The sequence below is a fragment of the Mesorhizobium sp. AA22 genome (genome assembly GCF_001672375.2).
GTDB classification, from domain to species: domain Bacteria; phylum Pseudomonadota; class Alphaproteobacteria; order Rhizobiales; family Rhizobiaceae; genus Mesorhizobium; species Mesorhizobium wenxiniae.
In genome coordinates this window covers 6,175,886-6,201,400 of the sequence record NZ_CP048406.1, presented here as the reverse complement: position 1 = coordinate 6,201,400, position 25,515 = coordinate 6,175,886, and the positions used below count along the sequence as shown (strand labels likewise).

15 protein-coding genes and 2 pseudogenes are annotated in these 25,515 nt (G+C 60.0%); 11 read left to right on the top strand and 6 right to left on the bottom strand.

Annotation, left to right across the window (positions count from 1 at the left end; all coding sequences use genetic code 11):
- The first annotated feature begins 218 nt into the window (after positions 1 to 218).
- The 3 genes from hisC to A9K68_RS29315 all read left to right on the top strand — a co-directional run bounded on the left by hisC (position 219) and on the right by A9K68_RS29315 (position 3,894).
- Positions 219 to 1,367 carry a histidinol-phosphate transaminase gene (gene hisC, locus A9K68_RS29325; protein WP_065008541.1) on the top strand — a complete coding sequence of 383 codons (1,149 nt, stop codon included), beginning with the start codon at positions 219 to 221 and terminating at the stop codon, positions 1,365 to 1,367.
- An 86-nt stretch (positions 1,368 to 1,453) separates the two neighbouring features.
- Entirely contained in the window at positions 1,454 to 2,482 is a 1,029-nt protein-coding gene (locus tag A9K68_RS29320) for an LLM class flavin-dependent oxidoreductase (RefSeq protein WP_065008540.1), read from the top strand.
- Between the two features lie 296 nt (positions 2,483 to 2,778).
- The gene (locus tag A9K68_RS29315; protein ID WP_065008539.1) at positions 2,779 to 3,894 is read left to right on the top strand and encodes a Fic family protein; all 1,116 of its coding nucleotides are present in this window, start codon (positions 2,779 to 2,781) and stop codon (positions 3,892 to 3,894) included.
- Positions 3,895 to 4,416: 522 nt separating this feature from the next.
- Here A9K68_RS29315 and A9K68_RS29310 read toward each other — a convergent pair.
- Positions 4,417 to 4,839, bottom strand: a complete 423-nt coding sequence (locus tag A9K68_RS29310) for a helix-turn-helix domain-containing protein (RefSeq protein ID WP_065008538.1) — start codon at positions 4,837 to 4,839, stop codon at positions 4,417 to 4,419.
- Between the two features lie 70 nt (positions 4,840 to 4,909).
- Between A9K68_RS29310 and A9K68_RS29305 the strand changes: the two genes are divergently transcribed.
- The gene (locus A9K68_RS29305; protein ID WP_065008537.1) at positions 4,910 to 7,156 is read left to right on the top strand and encodes a heavy metal translocating P-type ATPase; all 2,247 of its coding nucleotides are present in this window, start codon (positions 4,910 to 4,912) and stop codon (positions 7,154 to 7,156) included.
- Positions 7,157 to 7,636: 480 nt separating this feature from the next.
- Positions 7,637 to 8,098, top strand: a pseudogene (locus A9K68_RS29300) (SLC13 family permease); the annotation flags it as partial.
- A gap of 4,552 nt (positions 8,099 to 12,650) precedes the next feature.
- Here the strand turns inward: A9K68_RS29300 and cas7c are convergent.
- From cas7c to A9K68_RS29275, 5 genes and pseudogenes are all read right to left on the bottom strand, one after another.
- Entirely contained in the window at positions 12,651 to 13,607 is a 957-nt protein-coding gene (gene cas7c / locus A9K68_RS29295; RefSeq protein ID WP_065008530.1) for a type I-C CRISPR-associated protein Cas7/Csd2, read from the bottom strand.
- Positions 13,604 to 15,349, bottom strand: coding sequence for a type I-C CRISPR-associated protein Cas8c/Csd1 (gene cas8c, locus A9K68_RS29290; protein WP_065008529.1), 1,746 nt, complete (start codon positions 15,347 to 15,349; stop codon positions 13,604 to 13,606). Before cas8c ends, cas7c begins: the two co-directional genes overlap by 4 nt.
- A complete protein-coding gene (gene cas5c, locus A9K68_RS29285) occupies positions 15,346 to 16,014 on the bottom strand; it encodes a type I-C CRISPR-associated protein Cas5c (RefSeq protein ID WP_065008528.1) in 669 nt (222 codons plus the stop codon). The genes cas8c and cas5c overlap by 4 nt, the downstream gene beginning before the upstream one ends.
- Before the next feature lie 46 nt (positions 16,015 to 16,060).
- A complete protein-coding gene (locus A9K68_RS29280) occupies positions 16,061 to 18,361 on the bottom strand; it encodes a CRISPR-associated helicase/endonuclease Cas3 (protein WP_065008527.1) in 2,301 nt (766 codons plus the stop codon).
- Positions 18,362 to 18,795: 434 nt separating this feature from the next.
- Positions 18,796 to 20,077, bottom strand: a pseudogene (locus A9K68_RS29275) (IS1182 family transposase); the annotation flags it as partial.
- A 443-nt stretch (positions 20,078 to 20,520) separates the two neighbouring features.
- Between A9K68_RS29275 and A9K68_RS29270 the strand changes: the two are divergent.
- The 6 genes from A9K68_RS29270 to A9K68_RS29245 all read left to right on the top strand — a co-directional run bounded on the left by A9K68_RS29270 (position 20,521) and on the right by A9K68_RS29245 (position 25,286).
- The gene (locus A9K68_RS29270; RefSeq protein ID WP_082982395.1) at positions 20,521 to 21,210 is read left to right on the top strand and encodes an ATP-binding protein; all 690 of its coding nucleotides are present in this window, start codon (positions 20,521 to 20,523) and stop codon (positions 21,208 to 21,210) included.
- 41 nt (positions 21,211 to 21,251) lie between these two features.
- Positions 21,252 to 21,719: a hypothetical protein gene (locus A9K68_RS29265; RefSeq protein ID WP_065008525.1), complete on the top strand. Its 468-nt coding sequence runs from the start codon at positions 21,252 to 21,254 to the stop codon at positions 21,717 to 21,719.
- Between the two features lie 373 nt (positions 21,720 to 22,092).
- Positions 22,093 to 23,058, top strand: a complete 966-nt coding sequence (locus tag A9K68_RS29260) for a toll/interleukin-1 receptor domain-containing protein (RefSeq protein ID WP_065008552.1) — start codon at positions 22,093 to 22,095, stop codon at positions 23,056 to 23,058.
- Between the two features lie 3 nt (positions 23,059 to 23,061).
- Positions 23,062 to 23,532 (top strand): hypothetical protein, encoded by a 471-nt coding sequence (locus tag A9K68_RS29255; protein ID WP_065008524.1) that lies wholly within the window; start codon positions 23,062 to 23,064, stop codon positions 23,530 to 23,532.
- 150 nt (positions 23,533 to 23,682) lie between these two features.
- Positions 23,683 to 24,333: a TauD/TfdA family dioxygenase gene (locus tag A9K68_RS29250; RefSeq protein ID WP_065008551.1), complete on the top strand. Its 651-nt coding sequence runs from the start codon at positions 23,683 to 23,685 to the stop codon at positions 24,331 to 24,333.
- On the top strand, positions 24,330 to 25,286 hold the full coding sequence (locus A9K68_RS29245; RefSeq protein WP_065008523.1) for a hypothetical protein: 957 nt from the start codon (positions 24,330 to 24,332) through the stop codon (positions 25,284 to 25,286). The genes A9K68_RS29250 and A9K68_RS29245 overlap by 4 nt, the downstream gene beginning before the upstream one ends.
- Positions 25,287 to 25,515 lie beyond the last annotated feature (229 nt).

Sequence of the window (25,515 nt, the reverse complement as noted above, 5' to 3'; positions counted from 1 at the left end):
AGTAGCTGGGACAATCAAGCATTCGTGCCTTGGCGGCTTGAGACGAGTGATGCGGGGGCTCCTGCAATTCCGATCCGATCGCACAGGCCGCGCTGCCCCCGCGGTCGTCGCCCCACCGTGCACCCGGGTCTGACGGCAGCGCTATCGTCGGTGGTCCAGGCCATCTCTTGATCACCAGCTCGTACCGGACGCACTGAGACCGAAACGGAGAAAAATTGATGTCTGATGCAAAACTGCAAACTGTGCTTTCTTCCCTTTCGCAAGTAGCGGGACAGTTAGATGTTCTGCTGTCCGACAAACCGGCGCCGGATCCTTGTTGCGTCAAGCTAAACACGAACGAGAACCCGTTTCCGTTGCCGAAAGCCATAATGCAAAGTGCGATGGCGGCTCTCGAACGGCAATATCTATATCCAGAAGACGACAACGTCAGCTTGAGGCAAGCAGCGTCGGAAGCCTACGGCGTCTCGAAGGATCAGGTGATCGCCGGAAACGGATCGTCTGAACTGCTCGGGCTTATCTACAGAGCTTTCCTGGTTCCAGGAGACAGAATGGCGATGATGTCGCCGGGGTTTTCGTTCAACCGCAAACTTGCCCGTTTGCAGGGTGCTCAATTTCTCGAAATCGGATGGTGCGCAGATCATTCCTTGCCCGTCGAAGACTTGCTTTCGGGACCAGCAAAAGATGCCAAGTTCATTCTGCTGGCCAACCCAAACAATCCGACCGGAACGTTTGTTCCTGTGGCCGATGTTGAACGCCTGGTATCACAATCAGACCGTCTGATTGTCTTGGATGAGGCCTATGTCGATTTTGCACCGGACAATGGTCTGCATCTCCTCGATCGCTATCCAAACCTCCTGATCTTGAGAACATTCTCGAAAAGCTATGCCACCGCCGGCATTCGCGTCGGTTTCGGACTTGGCCACCCCGAAGTCATTGGCAGGCTGCGGGATCTCCAGAACGTCTTCAACATGAACGTGATCGGCCAGGCTGTTGGCATCAGTGTGCTTGGGCACCGCGCCGCCTATGCCGAGAACCACAAGCACATCAAGCATGAAAGACAGCGAGTGACAGTGGCACTGTCGAAACTCGGATTTTCCGTCATACCTTCTCACGCAAATTTCCTGCTAGCGCGTGTGCCAGCGGGGCAGGAAGGCTCATGGTGGCAAGCAGCCTTGGAAAGGCAAAAGATACTCGTCGCCTTCTTTGAGGATGCAGGGCTGGAAAATTACATCCGCATTAGCATCGGCACAAAAAATGAGATGGATGAATTTCTTGAGGTCGCCACAGAGATAGCTGCAACGGCGAAGGAAACGATCCCGCTGTGCCGGCCGTCAGCGGCCGCTGCTTCTGCCTTAACCAGTCGATAGTTCCCCGCAATTTCAGCGCACCAATAATTTGGATTTGCTTGCATCATTGCGAGCCACGAACTGTTGCAAAGAGTTGGAGAAAATTCGTGAAGAATGCCTTCCCCCGGGGCCTGACCTTCGGCATATTCGACCATCTGGACGAGGACGGCTGCGAGATTGCCCGGCAATACGCCAATCGCCTGAGTTTGGCAGAGGCGTGCGATCAGCTTGGCTTCTATGCATATCATCTGGCAGAGCACCACTGCACTCCGCACGGGAGGAGCCCATCGCCGAATCTGTTCTTATCCAGCGTCGTCCAGCGCACCCGGCACCTTCGCGTCGGCCCGATGGTAATGCTCCTTGCCCTTTATCATCCGCTGCGTGCGTTCGAGGAGATCTGCATGCTCGACCAATTGAGTGGTGGCAGGGTCGAACTGGGCATAGGGCGCGGCTCTCTCCCAGTCGAACTGGGTTACTTCGGGATTGCTGCGGAGGCGGCGCCAGGTCACTATACGGAAGCCAGCGAAATCCTTATCAAAGCGATGAACGGCGACACGCTGTCCTATCGCGGCCGCCATTTTGAGCTGAATGACGTCCCTTTGACGCTGAGATCTCATCAGCGCCCCCATCCACCGACATGGATCGCCACCAATAGACCCGAGTCGGCCAGCTGGGCCGCTGCTAGTGGCGCCAACATCGCGTGCCTGGGACCTGCCTCTTCGGTTCGCAGAATTACGGATGCATTCCGAGCCTGCCGGGAGCGCAGTGCCGACGCGGACGAGCGGGGGCCATTTCTTGGGATGCTCCGCATGGTCGTGATCGCGCGATCGCAAACAGATGCATATGCGCTCGCGGCCCCCGCTTACGAACGATGGCTCAAGAGCTTCAGGTTCCTCTACGACCTCAACGCGCTCCAGACGCCCCCAAATCTGCCGCTGAGCTTGGATGCGGCAATCGAGAGCGAGTTGTGCGTGGTGGGGACGGCATCTTCCGCGCGACAAGCTCTTCTTGATCAGCTCGAAGAGGCCGGTGCTAATTATCTACTTTGCCAACTTGCGTTTGGGAATCTGTCCTTAGACGCTTCGCTATACACCGCAAGGACGATCCAATCTGAAATCATGGCTCGAGTTACCTGACGTGCAATGCGCGTTCCGCGTTCGAGTTGAATTTCTCCGGCGCACCATCACCTTCCCGGTCCCGCGCATGATGCTGATATAGTGCTTGGTGTGTGGGTGGAGGGCGCGCCCGCTTGTGGAGGCCCTAGATAGTTGGAGCGACCGGCCTGCCGATTAAGAAATCGCCCCGATTTCGCTTCGCGAGAGAGGGCGAACTTGTGCGTACCAGGGCAAAACCCCGGTTCTGAGGCATAGAGAGGATTGCTATAGCTCATTATTTAAGGCACTATGAGTTATAGAAAGGTGCGCTATAACTCATGGTATGGAATTGGGAGCAGGCTGACTGGCCGCATTTTACCTACGATAAGGAAGAATTGGAACCGCTGGAAAGCGAATTCCTGCTCCGATCGGGTGAGTTCCTGGGTGTCTTTCGGCACGTCGGTTCTGACGATCGCGACCAGATACGCATCGATCTTATCAGTGAAGAGGCCTTGAAGACATCCGCGATTGAAGGGGAATACCTCAACCGCGAGAGTCTGCAATCATCCCTGCGCCAGCAACTTGGGCTGGGCAGCGAGAACAGGCGCATTCCGCCTGCCGAGCGCGGCATCGCGGAAATGATGGCCGACGTGTATTTACATTTTGGCCATGCCCTCTCGCATCGCACTCTCTACGCTTGGCACAAGATGGTGATGTCGGGGGAACTGCGTATTGAGACCATTGGCAATTACCGCCAGCATGCCGACGTCATGCAGATCGTTTCCAATCGGCTGGATAAGCCCAAAGTGCATTTCGAGGCACCTCCCTCAGCGCGGGTCAAAGCCGAAATGGATGCTTTCACCGCTTGGTTCAACGATACCGCGCCTAAAGGTAAGACGCCGCTCCCGGCGTTGACGCGAGCCGGTATCGCGCACCTTTATTTCGAGAGCATCCACCCATTTGAGGATGGCAACGGCCGCATAGGCCGTGCCCTCTGCGGAAATGCGCTTGCTCAAAGCCTGGGTGAACCAAGTCTCATCGCTTTGGCATACACGATCGAACGCCACCGCAAGGCCTATTACGACAACCTGCAGGCCAGCAATAAGAGCAACGCGGTAACAAATTGGCTGCTCTACTTTGCCAACACGGTCCTTGAAGCGCAACGCGTAACGCTGGTCCGCGTCGAATTCTCCGTAGCTAAAGCCAAGTTTTACGAACGCTACCGAAACCAGTTCAACGAGCGGCAGGAAAAAGTCATCGCCAGAATGTTCCGCGAAGGCATCGACGGGTTCAAAGGAGGACTCAGCGCCGAGAATTACATCGCCATCACTCAAGCATCGCGCGCGACGGCGACAAGAGATCTGCAAGACCTCGTTTCCAAGGGCGCGATGACAAGAACTGGCGAACGGCGACACACGCGTTACGCCCTGAACATTCTGGATGAGCGCAGGTAAACCGCAGCAAAGATTTATTGCCACCTTACTCGCGCAGCGACACCTGCCAGTTTTGAGCAAAAGGTCTATGAATTCAGGATCGCGCTGGGCAAAGCCTGAGCGCACCAAGTCCGACTTAAACGGGTCCGTGCTGCATTTCGCTGAAAATTCAGGGCAACGGTTGCGGTCTCAGCGCGTTTTTATGTTCAAGTTTCGGCAATGTTCATGGCGCTTCGGGCGACCGAAGCAAAACGGCCAACGCATCGGCGTTGCCGTCGGGCTTCGCCTCTCTCAAATCACGTTCGGTCTGGCCCATCTGGTTTGTATATAAGCAAAGCAAATCACGTCCTTGTGACGCGCCGATGCAAGGAATAGAGGGCCGCTGCTACCGATTCCGGACAGTTGCCGAAGTGCAAGCCGCACTTCAACTCGGTGGCTTAGCGTGGTCAAAACCATCACCTCGCCGTCCGGTCGCGCCTCATGACCTGGAGGGTGGCGAAAGGCCGGCTCACGAATGATTAGATCGTTCGAAATCGGATCCAGTCAGTGCCGGGCGTGTTCGCATTGGCTGTGATCGGCCAGCACCTCAATTACCCGGCATTCGCCGACCTTCCCGTGCCGGCAGCCTTCGACCATGAGTTCAAGTTCGGCCTTCAATGCCGTGAGGCTGCGTATCCGCTGAACGACGTCGGCCAGCCGAGCCTGGGCTATGGTGTCGGCCGTGGCGCAGGGCTGGCTGGGATTATCCTGCAACGTCAGCAGAGTGCGGATGGCTTCGATGCCGAACCCCAACTCGCGTGAATGGCGAATAAACGCCAGCCGGCGCAAATCGCTGGTTTCATAGTGCCGTCGATTGCCCTCGCTGCGGTTCGGCGCGGGCAGCAGGCCGATCTGCTCATAGTAGCGGATGGTCGGCACTTTCACGCCGCTCTGTCGTGCCGCTTCGCCAATCGGGACACTGCGCATGATTTTTCGCTTGCTCCTCTAGTCGCTAGAGAATGTAGCGTGCCGCTGGAATGGTTCAAGGAGTGAGACGATGGCTGCAACCGCCCCACAAACCCGTTATCGCGTCGAAGGCATGGATTGTGCCGGCTGCGCGACGAAAATCGATAGCGCGCTGCGGCGCATGCATGGCGTCCAGGATGTGAACGTCTCGGTCACTGCCGGCACCATGACCGTATGGCACACTGCCGAAAGCGACCTCGCCGCGATCGAAAAGAAGGTGACGGGCCTCGGCTATTCTGTGGCTCAGCTCACGAGCGAAGCCGGACAGAACGCCAAACCGGCCGGGCACGGCACCAAAGGCGGCCATGACCACGCTGGCCACGACCATGCTGGCCGCCACCATGCCGGCACAGCCAAAGATGGCCACGACAACGGGGAGAGCTTGCATGGCCATGACCACACGCCGGCCACGGGGCCCTGGTGGAACAGCGCCAAAGGCCGGCTGAGCATCGCCAGCGGCGCCGCATTGGCCGCAGCTTTTGCGATTCACTATGTCTGGCCGGCCACCCGCGTCTGGCTTTTCATTGCCGCCATGCTGATCGCACTGGTGCCGATTGCACGGCGAGCTGTGATGGCCGCGCTCGCCGGCATTCCCTTTACCATCGAAATGCTGATGACCATCGCGGCGATCGGCGCCGTCATTATCGGTGCCGGCGAGGAAGCCGCCACCGTGGTCTTCCTGTTCCTCGTCGGAGAGTTGCTGGAAGGCGTGGCCGCCGGCAAGGCGCGCTCCAGCATCCAGTCGCTGACTACGCTGGTGCCCAAGACGGCATTCCTGGAGGAGAATGGCGCCACGCGCGAAGTTCCGGCCGAAGCCCTTGGGGTTGGCGCCGTCATTCTGGTGCGGCCGGGCGATCGCATTCCAGCCGACGGCAAGATCATCGAGGGCGAAAGCGCCATCGATGAATCGCCGGTGTCGGGGGAAAGCGTGCCGGTGCGCAAGGGCGTCGACGCGGACGTATTCGCCGGCACCATCAATGGCGACGGCGTGTTGCGCATCACCGTCACGGCTGCGGCGTCCGACAACACCATCGCCCGCATCGTCAAGCTGGTCGAGGAGGCCCAGGAAAGTAAGGCGCCGACGGAACGCTTCATCGACCATTTCTCACGCTGGTATACGCCCGCCGTCGTCGCCGTGGGGGCTCTGGTGGCCGTCGTCCCGCCGATGGCCTTCGGCGACGACTGGAACGAATGGATCTACAAAGGCCTGGCGCTGCTGCTCATCGGCTGCCCCTGCGCCCTCGTCATATCGGTGCCGGCGGCAATCGCCGCCTCGCTCTCGGCCGGCGCCAAGCGTGGTCTTTTAATGAAAGGCGGCGCGGTGCTGGAAGGCTTGGGCAAGATCACCGCCGTGGCTTTGGACAAGACCGGGACGCTGACTCAAGGCAAGCCCGTGGTGACGGATGTCGTAGCCATCGAGATCAGCGAAAAAGAGGTGTTGTCGCTGGCCGCTGCACTCGAAACCGGATCGAGCCATCCGCTTGCCCTGGCTATCCTGCGAAAGGCCAAGGCCGATCGCGTGCCGGTGCCGCCGGCGGCGGAGGCCAAGGCGCTCGGCGGCAAGGGCGTCGTCGGTCGCATTGGCGGTAAGAACGTCTTCCTGGGCTCGCCGATCGCTGGAGGCGAGAAGGTCGCGCTGCCGCCCGAGCAGGCGGCCTACATCGCCGAACTCAACGACCAGGGCAAGTCGGTGTCGGTGCTGCTGATCAACGATGTGCTGGCCGGTTTCATCGCCATGCGCGACGAGCCTCGGCTGGACGCGCAGGCCGGCCTCAAGGCGCTGACCGATGTTGGCATCAGGACTGTCATGCTGACTGGCGACAACCAGCGCACGGCGGCAGCAATCGGCAAGCACCTCGATATCGAGGTGCGCTCGGAACTGCTGCCCGAAGACAAGCAGCGCATTGTCGGCGAGTTGAAAGGGCAGGGGCTGATGGTCGCTAAGGTCGGCGACGGCATCAACGATGCGCCGGCGCTCGCCGCGGCCGACATCGGCATTGCCATGGGCGGCGGCACCGATGTCGCCCTGGAGACGGCAGATGCGGCGGTGCTGCATGGCCGCGTCGGCGATGTCGCGGCGATGATAAAACTGTCTCAGGCGACCATGGCCAACATCAAGCAGAACATCACCATGGCGTTGGGGCTGAAGGCGGTGTTCCTGGTGACGACCGTAGTCGGCATCACCGGCCTGTGGCCCGCCATTCTCGCCGACACAGGCGCGACGGTGCTGGTGACAGCCAACGCCATGCGGCTGTTGCGCTGGAAAGGTGGGGTGTAGATTGCCGCCTTCTATTTTCTTTTGGGACGGCTCGCAGTGAGCCGTGCCGGCGCTTCATGGCCATGCGCGGCTTCCGACGCTCGCGCGAAAGCGCAACGAAAGTTCTGCTTCTCTTCTTTTTTCGTTCGCACGAAGGAGCCGCCGAACCCTCTTTCGGACGCTCTTCTGTCGCCGATTTTGACCGACTTAATGCGGATGTTCGCCGGGCTATCTTTGAACCTCCTTGTCTGCCGCGGCGTCCAGTTTGCCTGGGGTTCCTGGAAGCTTTTCGAACTTTCTGGGTCGCGCCTCAGCCGAATTGCGCGTGCTTATATTAGGCGAAGAAGAGCAACGCCTACTGAGCTCGATGCAGACGAGTGCGTAATTTCGCTATCTACACCAGTAGGCCCGGTCCGCTGGTTGTGGTTGGCTCGCCCTGCAGTACTCGGATGACATCATCCCGCCGGTCAATCTTCGTCCGACGGAAGCGCCAGTGCAACCCGAGACGTCTACCAATCGCTGGATGGTCCAATCCTCGTCATGCTCGCCGTTCTCATTCCAGTGAGCGATTCGCTACGCAGTACAGGGGCGACCGGCATAATTGCCGGCGAGCTTGCCAAGCTGGGAACCATCCTTCCGGCGCCCGGCGCATTGATGCTCATCCTTGTCGCCGCCATGGCCGTGACGCCGTTCCTCAACAATGCCGCAACCGTTCTGGTCATGGCGCCCATCGCCGCCGCGTTTGCTGGCGATCTCGGCTACAGGCCGGAAGCATTTCTGATGGCAGTCGCCATTGGCGCCGGCTGCGATTTTCTCACCCCGATCGGCCACCAGTGCAACACGCTCGTCATGGGGCCGGGCGGCTACCGTTTCAGCGACTATCCACGCCTGGGACTGCCGCTGTCGTTCCTCGTCGTCATTGTTGCCGTGCCGATGCTCATGATCGTCTGGCCAATGAGCTGATATGCGGTGGACGGATCAATCCTACTCCAACTTTAGCTACCGATTTCGAGAAGCCGCGAAGCGCCTCGGCATGAAGGCGCCGGTCGCCGTTGACGGTGATCTGCCCTTAGGCGCGGACAGAGCGCCCCGGGGCGACCCCGCTGATCGTTTCCGGCATCACGCGCGGCAAGTTTCGATCCACGCCCCCGTGTGAGGGGCGACGATCTCAATTGGTACCGTTCCGGTTTAGAACGAGTTTCGATCAACGCCCCGAGGGGCGACCGGTGAAGAATGCCGGATCCTCCGGGTCGTACCAGTTTCAATCCACGCCCCCCGTGTGCGGGGCGACGAGCGGACGGAGCGGCTTGCGTTCCTTCAGGAGGTTTCGATCCACGCCCCCGTGTGAGGGGCGACGCAGCGGCGCCTGCAGGAATTGGAGGAGCGCAACGTTTCGATCCACGCCCCCGACCTTCCGGATCCGGAAAAGCCGCACGGTTAAATAAGTTTCGATCCACGCCGGGGCGACGAGAACTTTTGATCTTGCCATCGGGCCTACGCGGTTTCGATCCACGGGGGCGACTTTGCGACCCCGCCGGCAATTTCCTTCCGCTTTGGCTCGATCCACGCCCCCATGAGAGGCGCGACCGCGCCTGGAGTATGGCAAAGCAACGCCATGAAGTTTCGATCCACGCCCCCGTGAGATGGGCGACACCGGCCGGGCAAGAGCGGCCGCGACCTGGTGCTGTTTCGATCCACGCCCCGCGAGAGAGGCGACACGACCGCGAGGAGGGGCGACTTTCCAGCGCGATCAGGGCGTCATCGTCCATCGTGAGTTTCGATCCACGCCCCCGCGAGAGGGGCGACCAGGCGCCGCAGCCATGCCCAAGCCTCGTTCGTGGTCTCGATCCACGCCCTGCGAGAGGGGCGACTCGAAGGGCAGGATGCCCTTGTCATTGCGGACGTAGTTTCGATCCACGCCCCGCGAGAGGGGCGACACGAAAATCCAGTCAATTGCCGAGTTGATGCCGTTGTTTCGAACCACGCCCCCGCGAGAGGGGCGACTGGTGATCTGCCTCGCCTCGCACAAGGAGCACTGGTTACGATCCACGGCGACGCCGTCCACCGCGTACTTATCATTCACTCCCAAAGCGTTTCGATCCACGTCCGCGCGAGAGGGGCGACCGGTGAAATGCGCGTGCGGCAGCCACTCCTTGAGGTTTCGATCCACGCCCCCCGCGAGAGGGCGACAAGGGCTTCGGCGGCGGCGGCTTCGGCGGTGGAAAGTTTCGATCCACGCGACCGTTCGTCGTGGCAGGCGTGGCCGGCATTTATTGGTTTCCACCCACGCCCCCGCGGTACATGCGCTTTTCGGTGTAGTGGTTCTGATTTCGATCCACGCCCCCCGCGAGACGGGCGACAGCATATGCCGCACGAGCGGAACGGCGCAAGGCAGTTTCGACCCACGCCCCCGCGAGAGGGGCGACCAGGCGCGTAGCGACTGGGTACTCAGCGCCTAACGGTTTCGATCCACGCCCCCGCGAGGGGGGGGACGCCGAGCCACCGTTGCGGATGGCGGTCAACGGATTGTTTCGATCCACGCCCCCGCGAGAGGGGCGACACACCTCGCGGCAGTCGTAACCGCTGCAGCACGAGTTTCGATCCACGCCCCCGCGAGAGGGGCGACCTGTTTCGACCAGCATCGGCTCTTGCGGCTTGATGTTTCGATCCACGCCCCCGCGAGAGGGGCGATTTGCCGTAGAAGGGGCTGCCCGTCGTTCCGTTTATCGTTTCGATCCACGGGGCGACAGACATCCTCGATATCGGTGTCGAGAAAAATCCTGTGGGGCGACCGTCGCGCGCTTGCCGTTGACGTGCTCCACAACGTTTCGATCCACGCCCTCGTGAGAGGGGCGGCATGTCAGGCTTGCCAAACGGATAGCTCCGATCGACGTTTCGATTCACGCCCGCGACGCCCACGGCGCGTAGTAAACGGTTCCGGAAGGTTTCGATCCACGCCCCCCGTGAGAGGGGCGACTCAGCATGACGCGCAGCTTGAAGGCGTCGAAGGCCTTTCGATCCACGCCCCGTGAGAGGGCGACCTTTTCCACGCCAGCAAAACCTGCCCACCGAAGGAGTTTCGATCCACGCCCCCGTGAGAGGGGTGACTGCGCACAATGCAGCGTTCGAACGGGTTATGTGGTTTTCGATCCACGCCCGGGGCGACCCGTAGCCTTGGATGGTGGGACTGCGAAATCGTAGCTTCGATGGGGCGAGGCTGGCGTTTATCCCTCCGATGGTTTCGATCCACGCCCACGTGGTGGGGGCGACGCGGCCTGGTGCGCGAGATCGGCGTAGACGGCAAGTTTCGGTCCACGCCCTGAGGGGCGACCACCGGTCGGGAGGAACACTTGCGCCTCGGCGATGTTTCGATCCACGCCCCCTGAGAGGGGCGACCAAGGTGGCGCGGCATTCCTACAGCCTCCATCTGTTTCGATCCACGCCCCCGTGAGAGGGGGCGACGCATTGCGCTCGATACCTACGACAAAGACCCGTTTCTATCCACGCCCTCGTGAGAGGGCGACTCGAAATGGATCTCGCCATGCCGGCCGAGCAGCAGTTTCGATCCACGCCCCGTGAGAGGGCGACTCTTGATCGTCGCGGCTTCGGTCTCATCCATGAAGTTTCGATCCACGCCCCCGTGAGAGGGCGACTGTCGCCCAATGAAGAACGGCGCGACGTTGAGCATGTTTCGATCCACGCCCCCGCGAGAGGGGCGACACCTTGCCTGTGTCACAAAGCGCCATCGCTCGTGGTTTCGATCCACGCCCCCCCGAGAGGGGCGACTGACACATTCGAAGGGGTCCCTGCGTCGTGACGACGTTTCGATCCACGCCCCCGTGAGAGGCGAGCGGCGTTGCTCGGCCTTCATCTCCGGCTCGGTTTCGGTTTCGATCCACGCCAGCGGGGCGACAGCCTTCTTGGAAGCGAACATGTTTCGATCCACGCCTCCGTCAGAGGGGCGACTTCTGACTGCGTTCGAGTATTCGCAGGCGCTGGACTTTCGATCCCCCGTGAGAGGGACGATCCACACCCTGCGCTAATAGGATGGAAGTTCAACGGTTTCGATCCACGCCCCCGTGAGAGGGGCGACAGGTCACGGCCGTGTCACGCAGGTCCTGGTCGTGGTATCGATTCACGTCCCCGTGAGAGGGCGACGGTGCGGGTTATAGATGGACGCGCCACGGTAGCGGTTTCGATCCACGCCCCCGCGAGAGGGGCGACGACAACATCGACGGCGACGAATACATCCGCATCAAGTTTCGTCCACGCCCCCGCGAAATGGGCGACAAGGCGCGAGGATGGCGGCGTAAGGGTCTTTAGTTTCGATCCACGCCCAAGGGGCGACTCTACGTGCCGGATGAGGCCCACCACGCAGGGGCGTTTCGATCCACGTCCCGCGAGAGGGGCGACTTCCGGCTCCTCGCCATTGGCGCCCACCGCAATCGTTTCGATCCACGCCCCCGTGAGAGGGGCGACGTGCTTTCTCCCGTCACACCGGCCGCCCACATGCGTTTGTCCACGCCCCCGCGAGAGGGGCGACTCGATCTGGCCCTCATGGTTGCAGCCGATCGGCCAGTTTCGATCCACGCCCGCGGGATGGGCGACGATAAGCGCTGTGGCCGATTGCTGGATGGTCATGTGTTTCGATCCACGCCCAGCGAGAGGGGCGACAAGCAAGTTTCCGTAGCGCTTTCCGATGACGCGGTTTCGATCCACGCCCCCGTCAGAGGGGCGACAGCCGCCAAGGTCATGACGAAGAAGATGCAGGCGTTTCGATCCTCGCCCCGCGAGAGGGCGACAGAGCGGACGGAGCGGCTTGCGTTCCTTCAGGAGGTTTCGACCCACGTCCCCGCGACAGGGGCGACGCGCGAAGTGGTCAATGCCGGCGACTTCGAACCGTTTCGATCCACGCCCCCCGCGAGAGGGGCGACCGAGTTCGATCACACCCATGTCAACGAGGAAGTGTTTCGATCCACGCCCCGCGAGAGGGGGGCGACAGATCGGCCTGCCATGGCTCGGCACGCCGGTGAAGTTTCGATCCACGCCCTCGCGAGAAGGGCGACTCCTCATCGAAGGCCGCATCGACTTCAGGACGGTAGTTTCGATCCACGCCCCCGCGAGAGGGCGACGGTAACCCATGCGCAGCGCGCCTTTGACCAGCAGTTTCGATCAACGCCCCGCGAGAAGGACGACGCGCGCCCGGGCTGGGGTGTGTGGGGCAATGAATCGATTTGATCCACGCCTCCGCGAGAGGGCGACAGTGCCTCAGCGATGATTGAAGAAAGATGAGCTAGATCGCGAACATGGTGGCACGACTGAGCAGGAGGGCGAAAACCCGGCTTGACGCACATAGTTTCACGATTTCAAAGAACCAGCGCCGGTGCGACTCCGTCGGAATTTTCCGGCACGCTCCACGTTCGCGCTGTCGCGCTTGCAATGGATTCGGATGATGAGGGTGGATCGGCATCCCGTTCGTCGGGTTGGCTGACCGGAGTTTCGCCTGGCGCCATGCTCACAGACGCTCGATAATCTCCACGCCTTCCGGCATGCCGTCACGATCGATCTCAATTTTGTAATCGCTGTATTTCCGAGCCGGTGGATAGTTGTCGATGCCGGAATCGTGGACATCACGGAAGAGGCCGTCAATGTTGCGACCAATCCTTAGGCGATCGAAGAGCGCATGGGCCGGTGCGTTGCCGAGCGCATTGGCGTGTTTGAACACGACGAGCTTGCGGCTTGCCATTTCTCCGCGCGCGGCGGACCGGTCGTGCTCGAACATCGTTGACAAGGCCTCGAAAAGTAAGTCCAGGTCCGTATCGGAAAAGCCCGTGCGTTCGGCGAGTTTCGCCGAGACGAAACCATGGGCGCGGTAGAGACCATAGGGTACGATATGCTTGCGACCCATGGTGCGATTGTCGATGCGGTTATTGCCTTCCTCGCTGCCCTCCACTCGTTGCTTTTTCTCTGCCTCATTGGTTGCCGCCATGCGGGTGATGGAGATTTCCTGGGGCACGATCGGTTCGATGGAACTCGCAAAGGTCATCTGCACCGGCCCACGCACCTGGCCAGCATTGATGCCGGTCGACATGACCGCGCCGAAGGTGCGAACATCGAAGAAATTCGCACACATAAATCTTGTCAGAGCTCGCCCTTCATCGTCGTCTTTGGGATTTAGCTTGGCGTCCTTGGCGGCTTTTCCGTCGTCGGGGCGTAGCGCGACATAGGCCTTGCGGTGCTGTTCATTCAGGATCGCGCCTTCCTTGACGTAGATGTTGTAGCTCTGATGTTCGCCTCTGGCGAACTCGACATAGTTGCGCACCTTGCGCTTGAGACTGACGTCCGAAACCAGACCATGATTGGTCTCTGGATCGAGCCGCGGCATGTTGCCGGCATCCGGGTCGCCGTTCGGGTTGCCTTTGGATACATCAAACAGCAGGACGAAATCATAGCGGTTGGAAAGGGCGTTCATGATGCGGCATCCTGTGTGTCGACGGTTTCGGGTTTGCGGAAGAATTCGCCGCGCTGATGGTAGTAGCCGAGGCCGAACAGTGCCTGCTCTTCGGCGGAAAGGGAGGCCGGGAAGGGATCGCTGTCGGGCGACATGCGTTCGAGGATCGCGCCGATAGCCTTTTCTAGATTGACCCTTTGTCCAGGTCTTTGCTTGCCGACCTTCGAAAGGTGGTTGGCTGATCCCCGATCGAGCAAAGGGAACACCTTGCGTGGCTGCGCAGACGCCGAAGAGTAGAACTTGTCCTTGATGGTGGCGTTGACGTTGCGACCGAGCGCGGCCGTCTGTATTTGTTCATAGGCAGCGAACAACCGCCCGAGCAGATAACCCTTGTTCCTATTCTCCGGTTGGAACGACACAGGAGCCTCCCCAATTGCCTTGTTGAAGTTTCGAACGAGCAGCGCTTTCAGGATACTGACCCTGAGCGCGTTCACCTCTCCGTCCGCGCGGATGCGCATCAGCACCGTCGAGAGCAACGTCAGCGGATAACGGCTGCCGGTCAGGATCGATCGCATCCATTCGCCGGCGAGATTCGGCGGCACGTTTTCGCGCTTGCCCAGCACCGCGGTTTCGGCGAGATATTTCCATAGCGCGGGGTTCGCGTCGCGCGGCGGCGGATCGACCTCCATTTCGGCAACGAAGCGCTGGTAGTTTTTCGCCAGCACGCCGAAATCGTTCTCGAACCAGAACCGGATCGAAAGCCGGGCGGCATTCGGAGCAAGACCAAGGACATAGAAGCGGACGCCGTTTTCAAGTTCGGGGGCTATCTCCTTGAGCGGCAGACCGTTGCGAATGCGAGCGAGGATATCGCCGACCTTGCCGGCTTGCGTGACTTCATCGACGTCCGAAAACATCGCGCCGAAGGTGCCTTCGGCGGTGCGCGCCACTTCGGCGTTGGACGCATCAGCCCAGAAAACAGTGGAGGTGTCGCCGACCTGGATGCGATTGGTCTTGCCAGCGAGGAATGTGTTGAGCGCGGTGGAATATTTGAAGGCGGCAGATTCCGAGACAGGAGCATTGTCGCCCTGCTCATGCTCATAGGACATGAAGGCATCGAGATTGAACGATACGATGGAAGCTCCGGAGGATTGCGCACCCCACACCCCTTTGATTGCCGGATGAAGCCGCGCTACCGCTCCATTTGAGCCGGTCACGAGGCAGATCGAGGCGGCATCCCCGCCGCCGCTTCGGGCCATCCATAAAGCCTTGGCCGCTGGCCGGTCATGAAGATAACCGTCCTGACGCCTTTCACTGTCGAGCGCGAAGACCACGTTCTGGTCTTTCATCTCGTCAGGCCATGTGGGCTCCACAAACCGTTCGGGGGCCCAGCCTTCAAGGAATAGAGACAACGCCAGCAGGCCGGTGTCATCCGAATCTTCAAGCGCCACGCGGTGGCGCTTCACGAAAGCGGCATGCTCGTCGGCTGTGCGCTTGCCTTCTCCTGCCGTGACGCCAAGCACGTAGGAAGTCTTGTCCCAGAGGAAATTAGGCGCGATGCCTGCGGTGCGTTTGGTTGGCTGAGGCACCTGCATCATCCGTGGCAGTTTCTTCTTGCCCGTGCCATCTCGCAGATCGGTAACGCTGGCCACAGACCCATCTTGGTTGAGCGAGATGACGAAACCAATCTTTTCTGTGGAATAGCCAAATGGTGGCGCGTCGGGCAGGCGGTCGTAGGCCTTGGCAAGTGAAGCCAAAATGCTCATCTCCGGATCTCCGAAGAATTGGGAGCCGGAACGCGCATCACGCCGTTGTTGAGGCCAGCACGGAAAAACAGCGAAGGCTTGTCCGGCGCCCCATGGTCGATGTCCCACAGCATGAAGCCAAGGTCGCGCGTTTCCTTGATCGCGTCCGGCAACGGTGCACCCGGCGGCAGCAGTTCGAAGGCTGCCGCGAACTCGCGTGTGCCGAGGCAGGGCTGATGGAAGCATTGCCCCCGCGCCGCGCGACGGTTGAACGTATCGAGATGCTTGCCCTCGTTGTCGTCGGGACCGGCCTTGTCGGTTAACTCGAAATGCGCTTCGATGAGATACGCGACGTCGACGAGCACGGTGGCGGCTCGCTGCTGGCGATCCTCATCGACGAGAAGGTGCAACCCTTCGAGGCTGCCGCGGTTCATGGCGGTCTTGGCGTATCGAGCAGAAACCTTGCTGCCGACTTCGTTGCGGCGGATGGACTGGAAACGAATGACATTCAAAACATGGATGGCATCCACCACCCATCTGATGGCCGGCTTCCAGTGGATCGCCTCCAGAATTCCGCGTGCCGCCGAAGGCGTCATCACATCATAGGAGACGCGCTCAACCTTCATCTCCGGCCGCGTAAAGCAGGCGTGACTCCCTGAAACTTTCAGCATTATGCCAAAAGACATTTGCCCCTCCCCAGAGTCATTTAATACGCAAGGAACATATCAGGAACTAAATGCCAATAGCCTCTTGCGATAAATATTCGGCGTCCTCCCAAACGAGGCCAACTTCCGGGTCATAGAGACCAGGCGTCATGAGCACCGCAAACTGGTCAGCGCGCAGCCTCTCCTCGGCAAATTTCACATGGCCGCAGGCGATAAGCCGTGCCCGTGCCTTCGGCGGCACCTGTACGACATAGGTCTGCAAGTCACGGGCAATCACACCGGACGGAATCGTCTCGATCCTCAGCTTTACAATCGCCGCTTTCGCTTGTTCGGCTCGGGCGACAATCACCGGAACCATGCCGCTCTCAATCATGCGAAAATTCTCGGCGGCCGAGCGATAGGAAAAGTTCGTGCCGCTGCCGCCGATACGAAACTTGTCCACGATAGCCGATCTGTCGTTGCGTCCACGATCCAGCCCTTCAGGGCCGACGCGCCAATAGACCTCGCCGAAGAAATCCTCGATCGCGGCGGGCGACAGAAGTTTTTCGTGCCTTGCCATCATCCGGGCCATGTCGCTCGAAAGCCCCGCGATCTCCGGTGGTGGCTGGTTTTCAGGTGCCTTGAACACGGTGACAATGCTGGCCTCCACCGGTCGCCGCCCCTCGCGATTGCAGCGCCCGGCCGCCTGCGCTATTTGATCCAATCCTGCTTCCGCGCGCCACAGCCTTGGGAAATCGAGATCCACGCCGGCCTCTACAAGCGAGGTCGCGATCATGCGACAGGCCTCGTTGTTCAGCAGTCTCTGCTTGACCGCCGCCAGAACCTCGCGCCGGTGCGCCGCGTATTGGCGCGTCGTCAGATGGACGAGGCCCTGGAGGCCAGTCTCCTTCGCCTGCAGATAGAGCGCCAGCGCATGCTTGCGGCTGTTGACGATGACCAGGCCCTGATTGGTCTTGCCGAGTTCGGCCAGAACGGCCGTGTCATCCATCACCCCGCCATGCACCAACGTGACGCGTTCCAGCTTCTCTGCCAGATCGGCGGGATCCGGCGCCAGTTCGCGGCCCTCCAGCGGCAGCCCGGCCGGATGCCTTCCCGGAAAATTCCGTTGGTCGAGCGCCGGCTGGGTCGCGGTACATAGAACAATGCTGCAGCCATAATTCTCGGCAAGTTCGCGCAGCGCCCAAACGGCAGGGATGAGAAGCTGCCGCGGCAATGTCTGCGCCTCATCGAGAACGATGACGCTGTTGGCGATGTTATGTAGTTTGCGGCAGCGCGATGTTCGCGCGGCAAACAGGCTCTCGAAGAATTGGACGTTGGTCGTGACCACGATAGGCGCCGCCCAGTCTTCCATAGCGAGCTTGAGCTTGTCTTTGTCGGCCTTCGTGCTGTCGGCATCCGGCGGTTCACGTGGGCGGCGCTCCTCATCCTCGATGGCCGAATGGTGCTCCAGCACGACACCGTCGCCAACTATTTCACGAAAGATCGCCGCCGCCTGATCAATGATCGATGTAAAAGGGATAGCGTATATAATGCGATCAAGCCTGTGTGCTTTGGCTTGATCGAGGGCGAAGCCGAGTGAGGCGAGCGTCTTGCCGCCCCCAGTCGGCACAGTCAGCGTGAAGAGGCCTGGCTTTTCGGTTGCGCGCGAACGCACATGGTCGAGAATGTTCGTTCGTAAGACGTTGACCGAAGTGTCCGAATTGCGCTTTTGGTCCATATGAGCATCGAATGATTTGATCAGGCCATGCAGGATCGATTGCAGCTCCGGCCAGTTGCGGTCGACCTGCCTTCCCTCAGTGCGGGCATAGAATTGTTCGGTATCCTTGAAATCGGCATCGATGAGGCAGGAAAAAATCATCCGGCCGAGGAAACCGAGTTGGAAGGCAGCTCTTGCTTTATCCGTCTTCTCCCAGTTGGGGAACGACGGCAGGAGATTGGCAATCTCTGGCGCGATTTCGGACTTCCAAATGGGATCGAGCCCCGCTTCCGAAAAGGCATTTAGACGTTCCGACAGTGTGGAAAAAGTCTCTCCCTGTTTGTCGGGCAGACCGGCATGGTGACCGGCGATGCAATAGGCAATCAGTTCGGCAACGATCCTGTCGTCCGCTTTGGCCGCCTGTGCCAGTTGCACGATAGTAGCGGCGCCTGCCGTGGAATGATCGACCCTTTCCTGCGCACCTGACAATCGCGCCTGGAATTTCGGCGTGTATTTGCCGAGATCATGAAGCAGGCCAGCAAGCCAGGCTGCGCGCCCGATGCCGATCCGCGCGCCAAACTGTTGCGCAAGTCCGGCGACTGCGATGAGGTGGCTATCCAACGGTTGCCAGTTGGAGCGAACGGGTTCGGTGGTCGAATGCGCGTAGTACATTGTGCCCTCTATAAGATTGAACGCCGTGCGGCTGGGAAATATGACGCAAGCTGAGTTCGTCTGGGTACAATAGCCGCCGGCCCAACGATCTGTGGCGTGCCAATTACAAGGGGGAACTTATGTTTGCCGATCGGCGCTATTCGACGATGAGAATGCAGACTTGAACCTCTAGGCAACCCTTTCGAGCCGAAAGTGTTACTATGTCTCCGGTATAAGCCGTAACCTATGTGTCCAGAATGGGCCATTTGGGTTTGGCTGGGGTTCTTGGAAGCTTTTCGAACTTTCTGGGTCGCGGCTCAGCCCGAATTGCGGTTGCTTATGGACGACGTGGGACAGTAGATTCGGTTCAGGATACTTTGGGAGGCATCGAGTGTGGACGGCAGCTTTGCGCCGATAGTGTTGAAGAAGTCGGCGATGAAGCCGTGGATCCACTCACCACAGGGGCCGCGCAATCGCAATCGATCGAGCTTCAGGATGCGCTTGAGGTGCGCGAACAGCATCTCCACCTTCTTCCGCTGATAGCGTGAGATCTGGTAGGCGTCGGTCTTGGCGATGTCGCGGGCCATGTCGCGCGCGCGCTCATAGATCGAGCGCGGCACCTTGCGCGCCGGCTCCTTCGGGCAACAGCGGGGCTTCAGGGCACAGGCGTCGCAATCCAGCTTGCTGGCGCGATAGCGCATCATGCCGTTCTCGTCGACGAGAGGGTGCGGCACCCGATAGGTCTTCTGGCGTTGCCTGAGCGTCTTCCCGCCAGGACAGATGTATGTAATCGGCCTTATGGTCGTAGGTGAAGTCATCGCGCGAGAAGGTGCCATCCTTGCGCCTGGACTTGTCGAAGACCGGGATATGCGGCTCGATCCCACGCTCATGCACCAACCAGTTCAGCATTTCGGCCGAGCCGTAGCCGGTGTCGGCAATCAGCCGCTCCGGCCAGAGGCCGAGCTCGTTGTGCGCCCGCTCGATCATGGTCTTGGCGGCCGTCACCTCGGCCTGGCGCACCGCGGTCGAGGGCTCCACGTCCACGATGATGGCGTGCTCCACGTCGATCAAATAGTTCGTGCAATAGGCATAGACGGCTGGGCCACCCCAAGCGGCAGTCCAGCGCGCGGCGGGATCAACAGGGGAGACGAACTTGGGCTCCACCGGCGTGGCGGCCCCGAAGGCGGCATCATCCAAGGTGGCGAGGTATTCGGCCACGGCCCGCTTGGTCTCAGGCTTGAGCTCCTCGGCCGTCTCGACCCCGCGCTGACGCTGCGCGTCGGCGACGATCATGCTGGCATCGACCGCAAAGCCTTCGCCGCCGACGAGGCCTTCTGCCATGCAGCGTCGGACGACGGTTTCGAAAAGTTCGCGCAGCAGATCGGCATCGCGGAAGCGTCCGTGGCGGGTCTTGGAGAAGGTTGAGTGGTCCGGCACATCACCCTCGAGGCCAAGCCGGCAGAACCACCGATAGGCCAGGTTCAGATGTACCTCCTCGCACAGCCGGCGCTCCGAGCGGATGCCGAAGCAATAGCCGACGATCAGCATGCGGATCAGCAGCTCAGGGTCGATCGAGGGACGGCCGATCGGGCTGTAGAAGGGCGCCAGATGCTGGCGGATGGCGGACAGATCGACGAAGCGGTCGATCGCTCTGAGCAGGTGGTCCGCCGGCACATGCCGCTGCAGGCTGAAGCCATAGAACAGCTCCTCCTGCATCACACTTTGCTCGCCCATCATCGACTCAATCTCCTCTTACAACGAAGATTGAATCAGTGCTTCAGGACCGCTGCAACCCGGACTTTTTCAACACTATCCGCCCATGTCGGCCGTTTATAGTATCCATGGCGCCGCCGGTAAGCAGACATAACACTCGTGGCGAGGCTGCAGGACGAGGTTGCGCAGTCAACGTTCCTATCCAGCATCGCCTCTTTGCGACGGCTTCAGGCAGGGCAGCCCGTCGCCTAGTCGCACGAGCTCAGCTGAATGCACCAGGTCTCCGCTCACGACGACTGGTCGCAAGCTCACGTGCGCCGCGGCCTAGTTCACCGTACGCCTACGTGACGAATACAGTGGCCATTGGCTCGATCCTCAACGAAGCCACTGGTGTTGGAATCCTTCTTTGAATTATATGGCAAGATCACGCAGTTAACCGCGCATTATCGAGCAGACGGATACAGTGGATGGCCTACTTTCGACCGCGTACAAATCACGATATTCTTGAGATGAAAGAGCGCGGTGATGCCGAAGGTGCAGCGCTCGAATACAAATCATCCAGGCTCTTCGAGCAGAAGAATGAAAAGGTCTTCGAGACACTTTCGAAAGAATTGACAGGATTCGCCAACGCGATAGGCGGCGTCCTCATCATCGGTATTGAGGAAGACAGCGAACGGCGAATTTCGGACATTCGTCCGATTCAGGATCCATCCAGAAACGAAACGTGGCTGGAGGACGGTCTTTTATCACGGATTTCGCCAAGCCTGCAGATTTCGATTGAGCGCATCGACGTGGAAAGCGGGCACCTTCTTGTTCTTGACGTGCCTCCGTCGCGAAACGCCCCCCATCAGGCCGCCGACAAGCGCTTTTATGCGCGGCGCCTCTTTCGGATTGACCCGCTGCTCCCTTTCGAGGTGGAGGATATCCGGCGAAGAGTCTCCAGTTTGTCGAGCGGAGCCAGCCTTTCGTCGCCTTCGAAAGCGGAAAGGTCTCCTTCTCGATCAAGAACGAAGGACTCGGACATATTTTCGATGTTTCGATCCAGATTGAGGGCATCGAAAACACGAGTATCGCACAGCAATGGACGCCGGGCTTGGACCGACCTTATACCGAGCCTTTCCGGATCATTCATTCCGGTGAGACGAGAAACTTCCTAGGCGCGGGGTTTGAGTTCTTGCAGGGGCATCTGGATGATCGCATGGACGTTCACCTCCAGTACACCGACGAGGACGGTAAGCAGCACCAGAAAACCTACACATACTATCTCAAGGATTTTCACAGCACCTACAGGATCAAGTCCCCGAATGAAGAGGTTCTGGAGCAGGGCATCAAAAGGCTGGAGAACATCGAGCGGACCCTGACGAATTTGTCGCGCGACATCAAAACCATGCAGGAGAGCGCGTTTCACCCAACGGGGCTTAATTTTTCCAGGACGACTCTGGCGACTCTTTCCAGCAGGGCAGAAATGAAGTGGCCGGGTCAGTTTCTTACTTTTCAGGCACTTGCGGAAGTCCTGGAAATCGATGTTGAGTCCGCGCTCAGAATTCAAAACGAGATCTTCGGCGCATCGCACTACCAAGGTGGAGTGAACAAACCTCTGGAGGACATTGATCTGCCGGACGACATTAAAGAGCGGATTCGCCAGCGCCTCATTTTGCCGGGCTAAGCGAGTGGCGTGGATTGCGCTGATCGATGCGCTCCCTTTCGATTTGCATCTGCAAGCTGGTCGGTGCGGTATCTGCAGGCGTTCACCAACTGGATTTCCGAAGGTACCGTCTGCTTACGGCCAAGGCTGCCGGGAAGCAACGCGCCCCATCTCAAACGCTGAGACCAACCGCGTCATTTCCCGGAAGGACACATTTGGTGGGCTTGGGACAACCCCGATCAGAGCATTGAGCAGCCGTAGCAAATCAGACTTGTATGATGTAGATCACCACAACGTTACTCCGTTGAATTGGGCCGTATCGTGTTCACGTGCCTTGGGCATTCGTGGCTTTGCGGTCGAACAGCACAGGCGAAACGCATTTTACGAGGACATATTGACGGGCGTATTCTTCTCATATTCTCACGCTGATGAGGCGCTGAGGGATCAGCTCGAAAAGCAGCTGTCGATGCTCAAGCGCCAAGGGGTGATCGATACCTGGCATGATCGCAGGATCGGAGCCGGCCAGGAAATCGCCCAGGCGATCGACGAGCAGATCAACCGCGACGACATCATCTTGCTGCTCGTCAGCGCCGACTTCCTAGCTTCCAACTACTGCTACGACATCGAGATGAAGCGTGCGATGGAACGCCATGAGGCGCAAGAGGCGATCGTCATACCGATCATCCTGTGGGCTTGTGACTGGCATCATGCGCCATTTGGCAAGCTCAATGCCGTGCCGCGCGACGGCAAGCCGATCACCCAGTGGGCGGACATCGACGAGGCGTTCCTTCAGGTTGCAAAAGCCGTCCGGGAGGCGGCAGATCAACGGAACAAGACGGCGCAATCACAAGCACCTGCCACGGATGCATCGGCCACTTCCCAGCCAGCGCCGCGCACCGCTGAAGGGCCACGTTCCAGCAACCTGCGCTTGGCCAAATCCTTCACGCAGCGGGACAAAGATCGCTTCCAAGAGGAAGCATGCGAGTTCATGGCGCGCTTCTTCGAGAATTCGCTGGCCGAACTCGCAGAGCGCAACCCGGGCATCGAAGGGGTGTTTCGACGAGTCGACGCAAACCGTTTCTTCGCGACCCTCTATCGTGATGGCAAGGACATTGCCAAGGCAACCATCTACATGGGCGGCGACAGCTTCGGGCGGGGTATCAACTACGTCCGAGGTCACACAACGGCCAGCAACACGATCAACGAGTCTGTCAACGTCGAAGCCGACGATCAGACAATCTACCTGACGACTACGGGCATGATGCATTTCGGCGGCCAGAACGAGAAGAAGCTCTCTCGTGAAGGCGCTGCGGAGCGCTATTGGGAGAACCTGATCCGCCCATTGCAGGAAAGGTGGTAGTCGATGCTTGCGCCTGAAGAATTCACGGCCGGAACGTTTGCCTCGGCTCCCGCGGGAAGCCTGATCCTGCCTCGCAACAAGCATGAGGCGAGCGTCATTGTCGGACTTCTCGACGGGGCACCGACAGCTCTCTTTCTCGGCGATCGGTTCCAATTCCAATATTTCCCGACGGCCGGGTCAGAGAACTGGTCTGGCTTGATCATTCCGAATGTGCGTGTTGAGATCGATGAGTCGACTGCCTTCGATGCAGCGTATGGCAATTCACCCTTGGGTACTGTGGTGAGGGCAGCTACTCAGTTGAGCGTCTACGCCAAGGCGGAACGATCTTTTGGCCATCGGGCGGTGCCGCTCGTGTCGAACCTGCCGGCTACCTACGACGGCGGCGTCGGGTTCACGAAATGGCACGTCGTGCTTGGGGCAGGCGCTGAGAAGCGGATACTCCTCAAGATCGACGTGCAGACTGCAGATCAATGAGATCGTGGCCATGCTGTATGATTGCCTGCCTGTCGCTTCGGCTGGTTAGTACGGCGATCCATTCAGCGGTGCAACGGCGCCGGTCGCACGATGTCGAATGAAGTTGTGCCCTCATTCAATGACAGAGACTGCGAGGATGAGCTGACACGCATGGCGCTGAAGGCCCAAGTCGAGTCGAATGGGTACGCATTCCTTCCGCGTCACGCCGGCGTCGCCGACGCAGCCTTGGTTGCCGCCGCTCTCGGTGTGCCGATAGCTCCGTGGGACCGGACGACTGTCCAGCAGCTTGTTCCGCGAGCGTCCTCGACGCCGAACACCTACAGCGGTATCTTCGGCCTGGGCCGCTTCCCCTTCCACACCGACCTGGCGCATTGGCTGCGGCCGCCGCCCTACCTTATGCTTCGCTGCGTAAGGGGCTTCGACGACGTGCCGACGCTGCTAGTGGACGGGAGATCCATAGTGGAAGCTGTGACGATCGACATTGTTCAACGCGCCGTGGTGCGACCGCGCAGGCCCCAATCGAGTGAGATGCGGTTGCTTCGCATCTGGGAGACTACTGATACAGGCCATCTACTTCGATGGGATGAGGTATTCCTGAAGCCGGCGAGTCTAGTCGGAGAGGTCGCCTTCCGAAAGATTCGCGAGCATCTGGAGACGGTTGTGCCTGTACCCGTGGCGCTAGTCGACGCCGGCGACACGTTGATCGTCGACAACTGGCGGATGCTACATGGGCGGCCAGCCATATCCGCCGGTCGAGAGGATCGACGGCTGGAACGGGTGTACCTGGGGAGTTTGAATTGAAGCGGACGATTAACCCGGGTGACTTGGTGGCTGCGTGGAATCCGCAGGCGCTGTACGACAAAGCCGAGCGGTACATGCAGCAGGCGCATGGCCTCGACAGCGACGAATGGGACCATGCACTCTGGTCAGGCCTAGCCCTGGAACTACTTGCACGCGCAGCGTTGGCTAACATCCATCCCGCGCTGCTTGCGGAACCCGATCGGGCAGGATCGAATCTCATCAGTGCCTTGGGATTCAACCCTATCGTGAAGAAATTTACGCCCCGGTCGATCACTGTGTCGGAGGTATTCACGCGTCTGGCCGCGATGCTGCCCGAGTTCTCCGCCGAACTCGAAAGTTTCGGAGCCCTGCATACCGGCCGCCGCAACGCCGAACTGCACTCCGGGGAGTTGGGTTTCGATGGCGTAAAGGGATCGTCTTGGCAGCCCAAATTCTACCAGACGTGCGCAGTGCTGCTTGCGTCAATGGGACTGACGCTGGAAGAGTTCGTGGGCGCCGACGAGGCAAAGGTCGCAGAGGCAATCATTGCGGCGGCGGCCGACGAAAGTGCCAAGGCGGTAAAAGGCGATGTCGAAGCGCATGCTCAGGTGTGGAAAGCGAAGAGCGCGGATGAACGTTCCATTCTCGCTGCGCAAGCCGAACTATGGGCGAGCCGCCATGCAGGGCACCGGGTCCAATGCCCAGCCTGTGGTTCGCGCGCACTGGTGGTCGGTGGACCGGTATCGGCGCCAGTGCGCAAGCTGGCGGAAGATGAGATTGTCGAGAAGCAGGAATGTCTGCCCAGCCACTTCGAGTGCATCGCGTGCGGATTGAAGGTGAACGGCCTTTCGCGCCTCGCCGTGGTCGGCTTGGCGGACCGTTATACCAACACGCAGGTGTACGATGCGGCCGAGTATTACGCCCCGGCCGAGGACGAGTGGGCTGGATACGAGGAAGACAACAATGAGCGTTGATGCCGCCGACCTATCGTTCACGCCGGTGGGCACGAGACGCGAGGGTGCGATCGGTGGCCGATGAGGTTTGAGCTTGAAAAAATATGCCGTCTGAAGTCGGTAATCCGCTGCACCGCGCCTTCGAGCGCAGCGAATGGCAGCTAAGGCACTTCGCCTGGCAGAAAGCTGTCGGGCGGGAACCGGCCCCCTCTCGTCGAGTAGCAGCCGGAAGGCAACGCGCCCAATGTCA

Coding starts and splice junctions, on each gene's coding strand:
- A9K68_RS29255 (WP_065008524.1), top strand. CDS start 23,062: ATGCTTGCGCCTGAAGAATTCACGGCCGGAACGTTTGCCTCGGCTCCC.
- A9K68_RS29250 (WP_065008551.1), top strand. CDS start 23,683: ATGGCGCTGAAGGCCCAAGTCGAGTCGAATGGGTACGCATTCCTTCCG.
- A9K68_RS29270 (WP_082982395.1), top strand. CDS start 20,521: ATGGCCTACTTTCGACCGCGTACAAATCACGATATTCTTGAGATGAAA.
- A9K68_RS29280 (WP_065008527.1), bottom strand. CDS start 18,361: ATGTACTACGCGCATTCGACCACCGAACCCGTTCGCTCCAACTGGCAA.
- A9K68_RS29265 (WP_065008525.1), top strand. CDS start 21,252: ATGGACGTTCACCTCCAGTACACCGACGAGGACGGTAAGCAGCACCAG.
- cas8c (WP_065008529.1), bottom strand. CDS start 15,349: ATGAGCATTTTGGCTTCACTTGCCAAGGCCTACGACCGCCTGCCCGAC.
- hisC (WP_065008541.1), top strand. CDS start 219: ATGTCTGATGCAAAACTGCAAACTGTGCTTTCTTCCCTTTCGCAAGTA.
- cas5c (WP_065008528.1), bottom strand. CDS start 16,014: ATGTCTTTTGGCATAATGCTGAAAGTTTCAGGGAGTCACGCCTGCTTT.
- A9K68_RS29310 (WP_065008538.1), bottom strand. CDS start 4,839: ATGCGCAGTGTCCCGATTGGCGAAGCGGCACGACAGAGCGGCGTGAAA.
- cas7c (WP_065008530.1), bottom strand. CDS start 13,607: ATGAACGCCCTTTCCAACCGCTATGATTTCGTCCTGCTGTTTGATGTA.
- A9K68_RS29315 (WP_065008539.1), top strand. CDS start 2,779: ATGGTATGGAATTGGGAGCAGGCTGACTGGCCGCATTTTACCTACGAT.
- A9K68_RS29305 (WP_065008537.1), top strand. CDS start 4,910: ATGGCTGCAACCGCCCCACAAACCCGTTATCGCGTCGAAGGCATGGAT.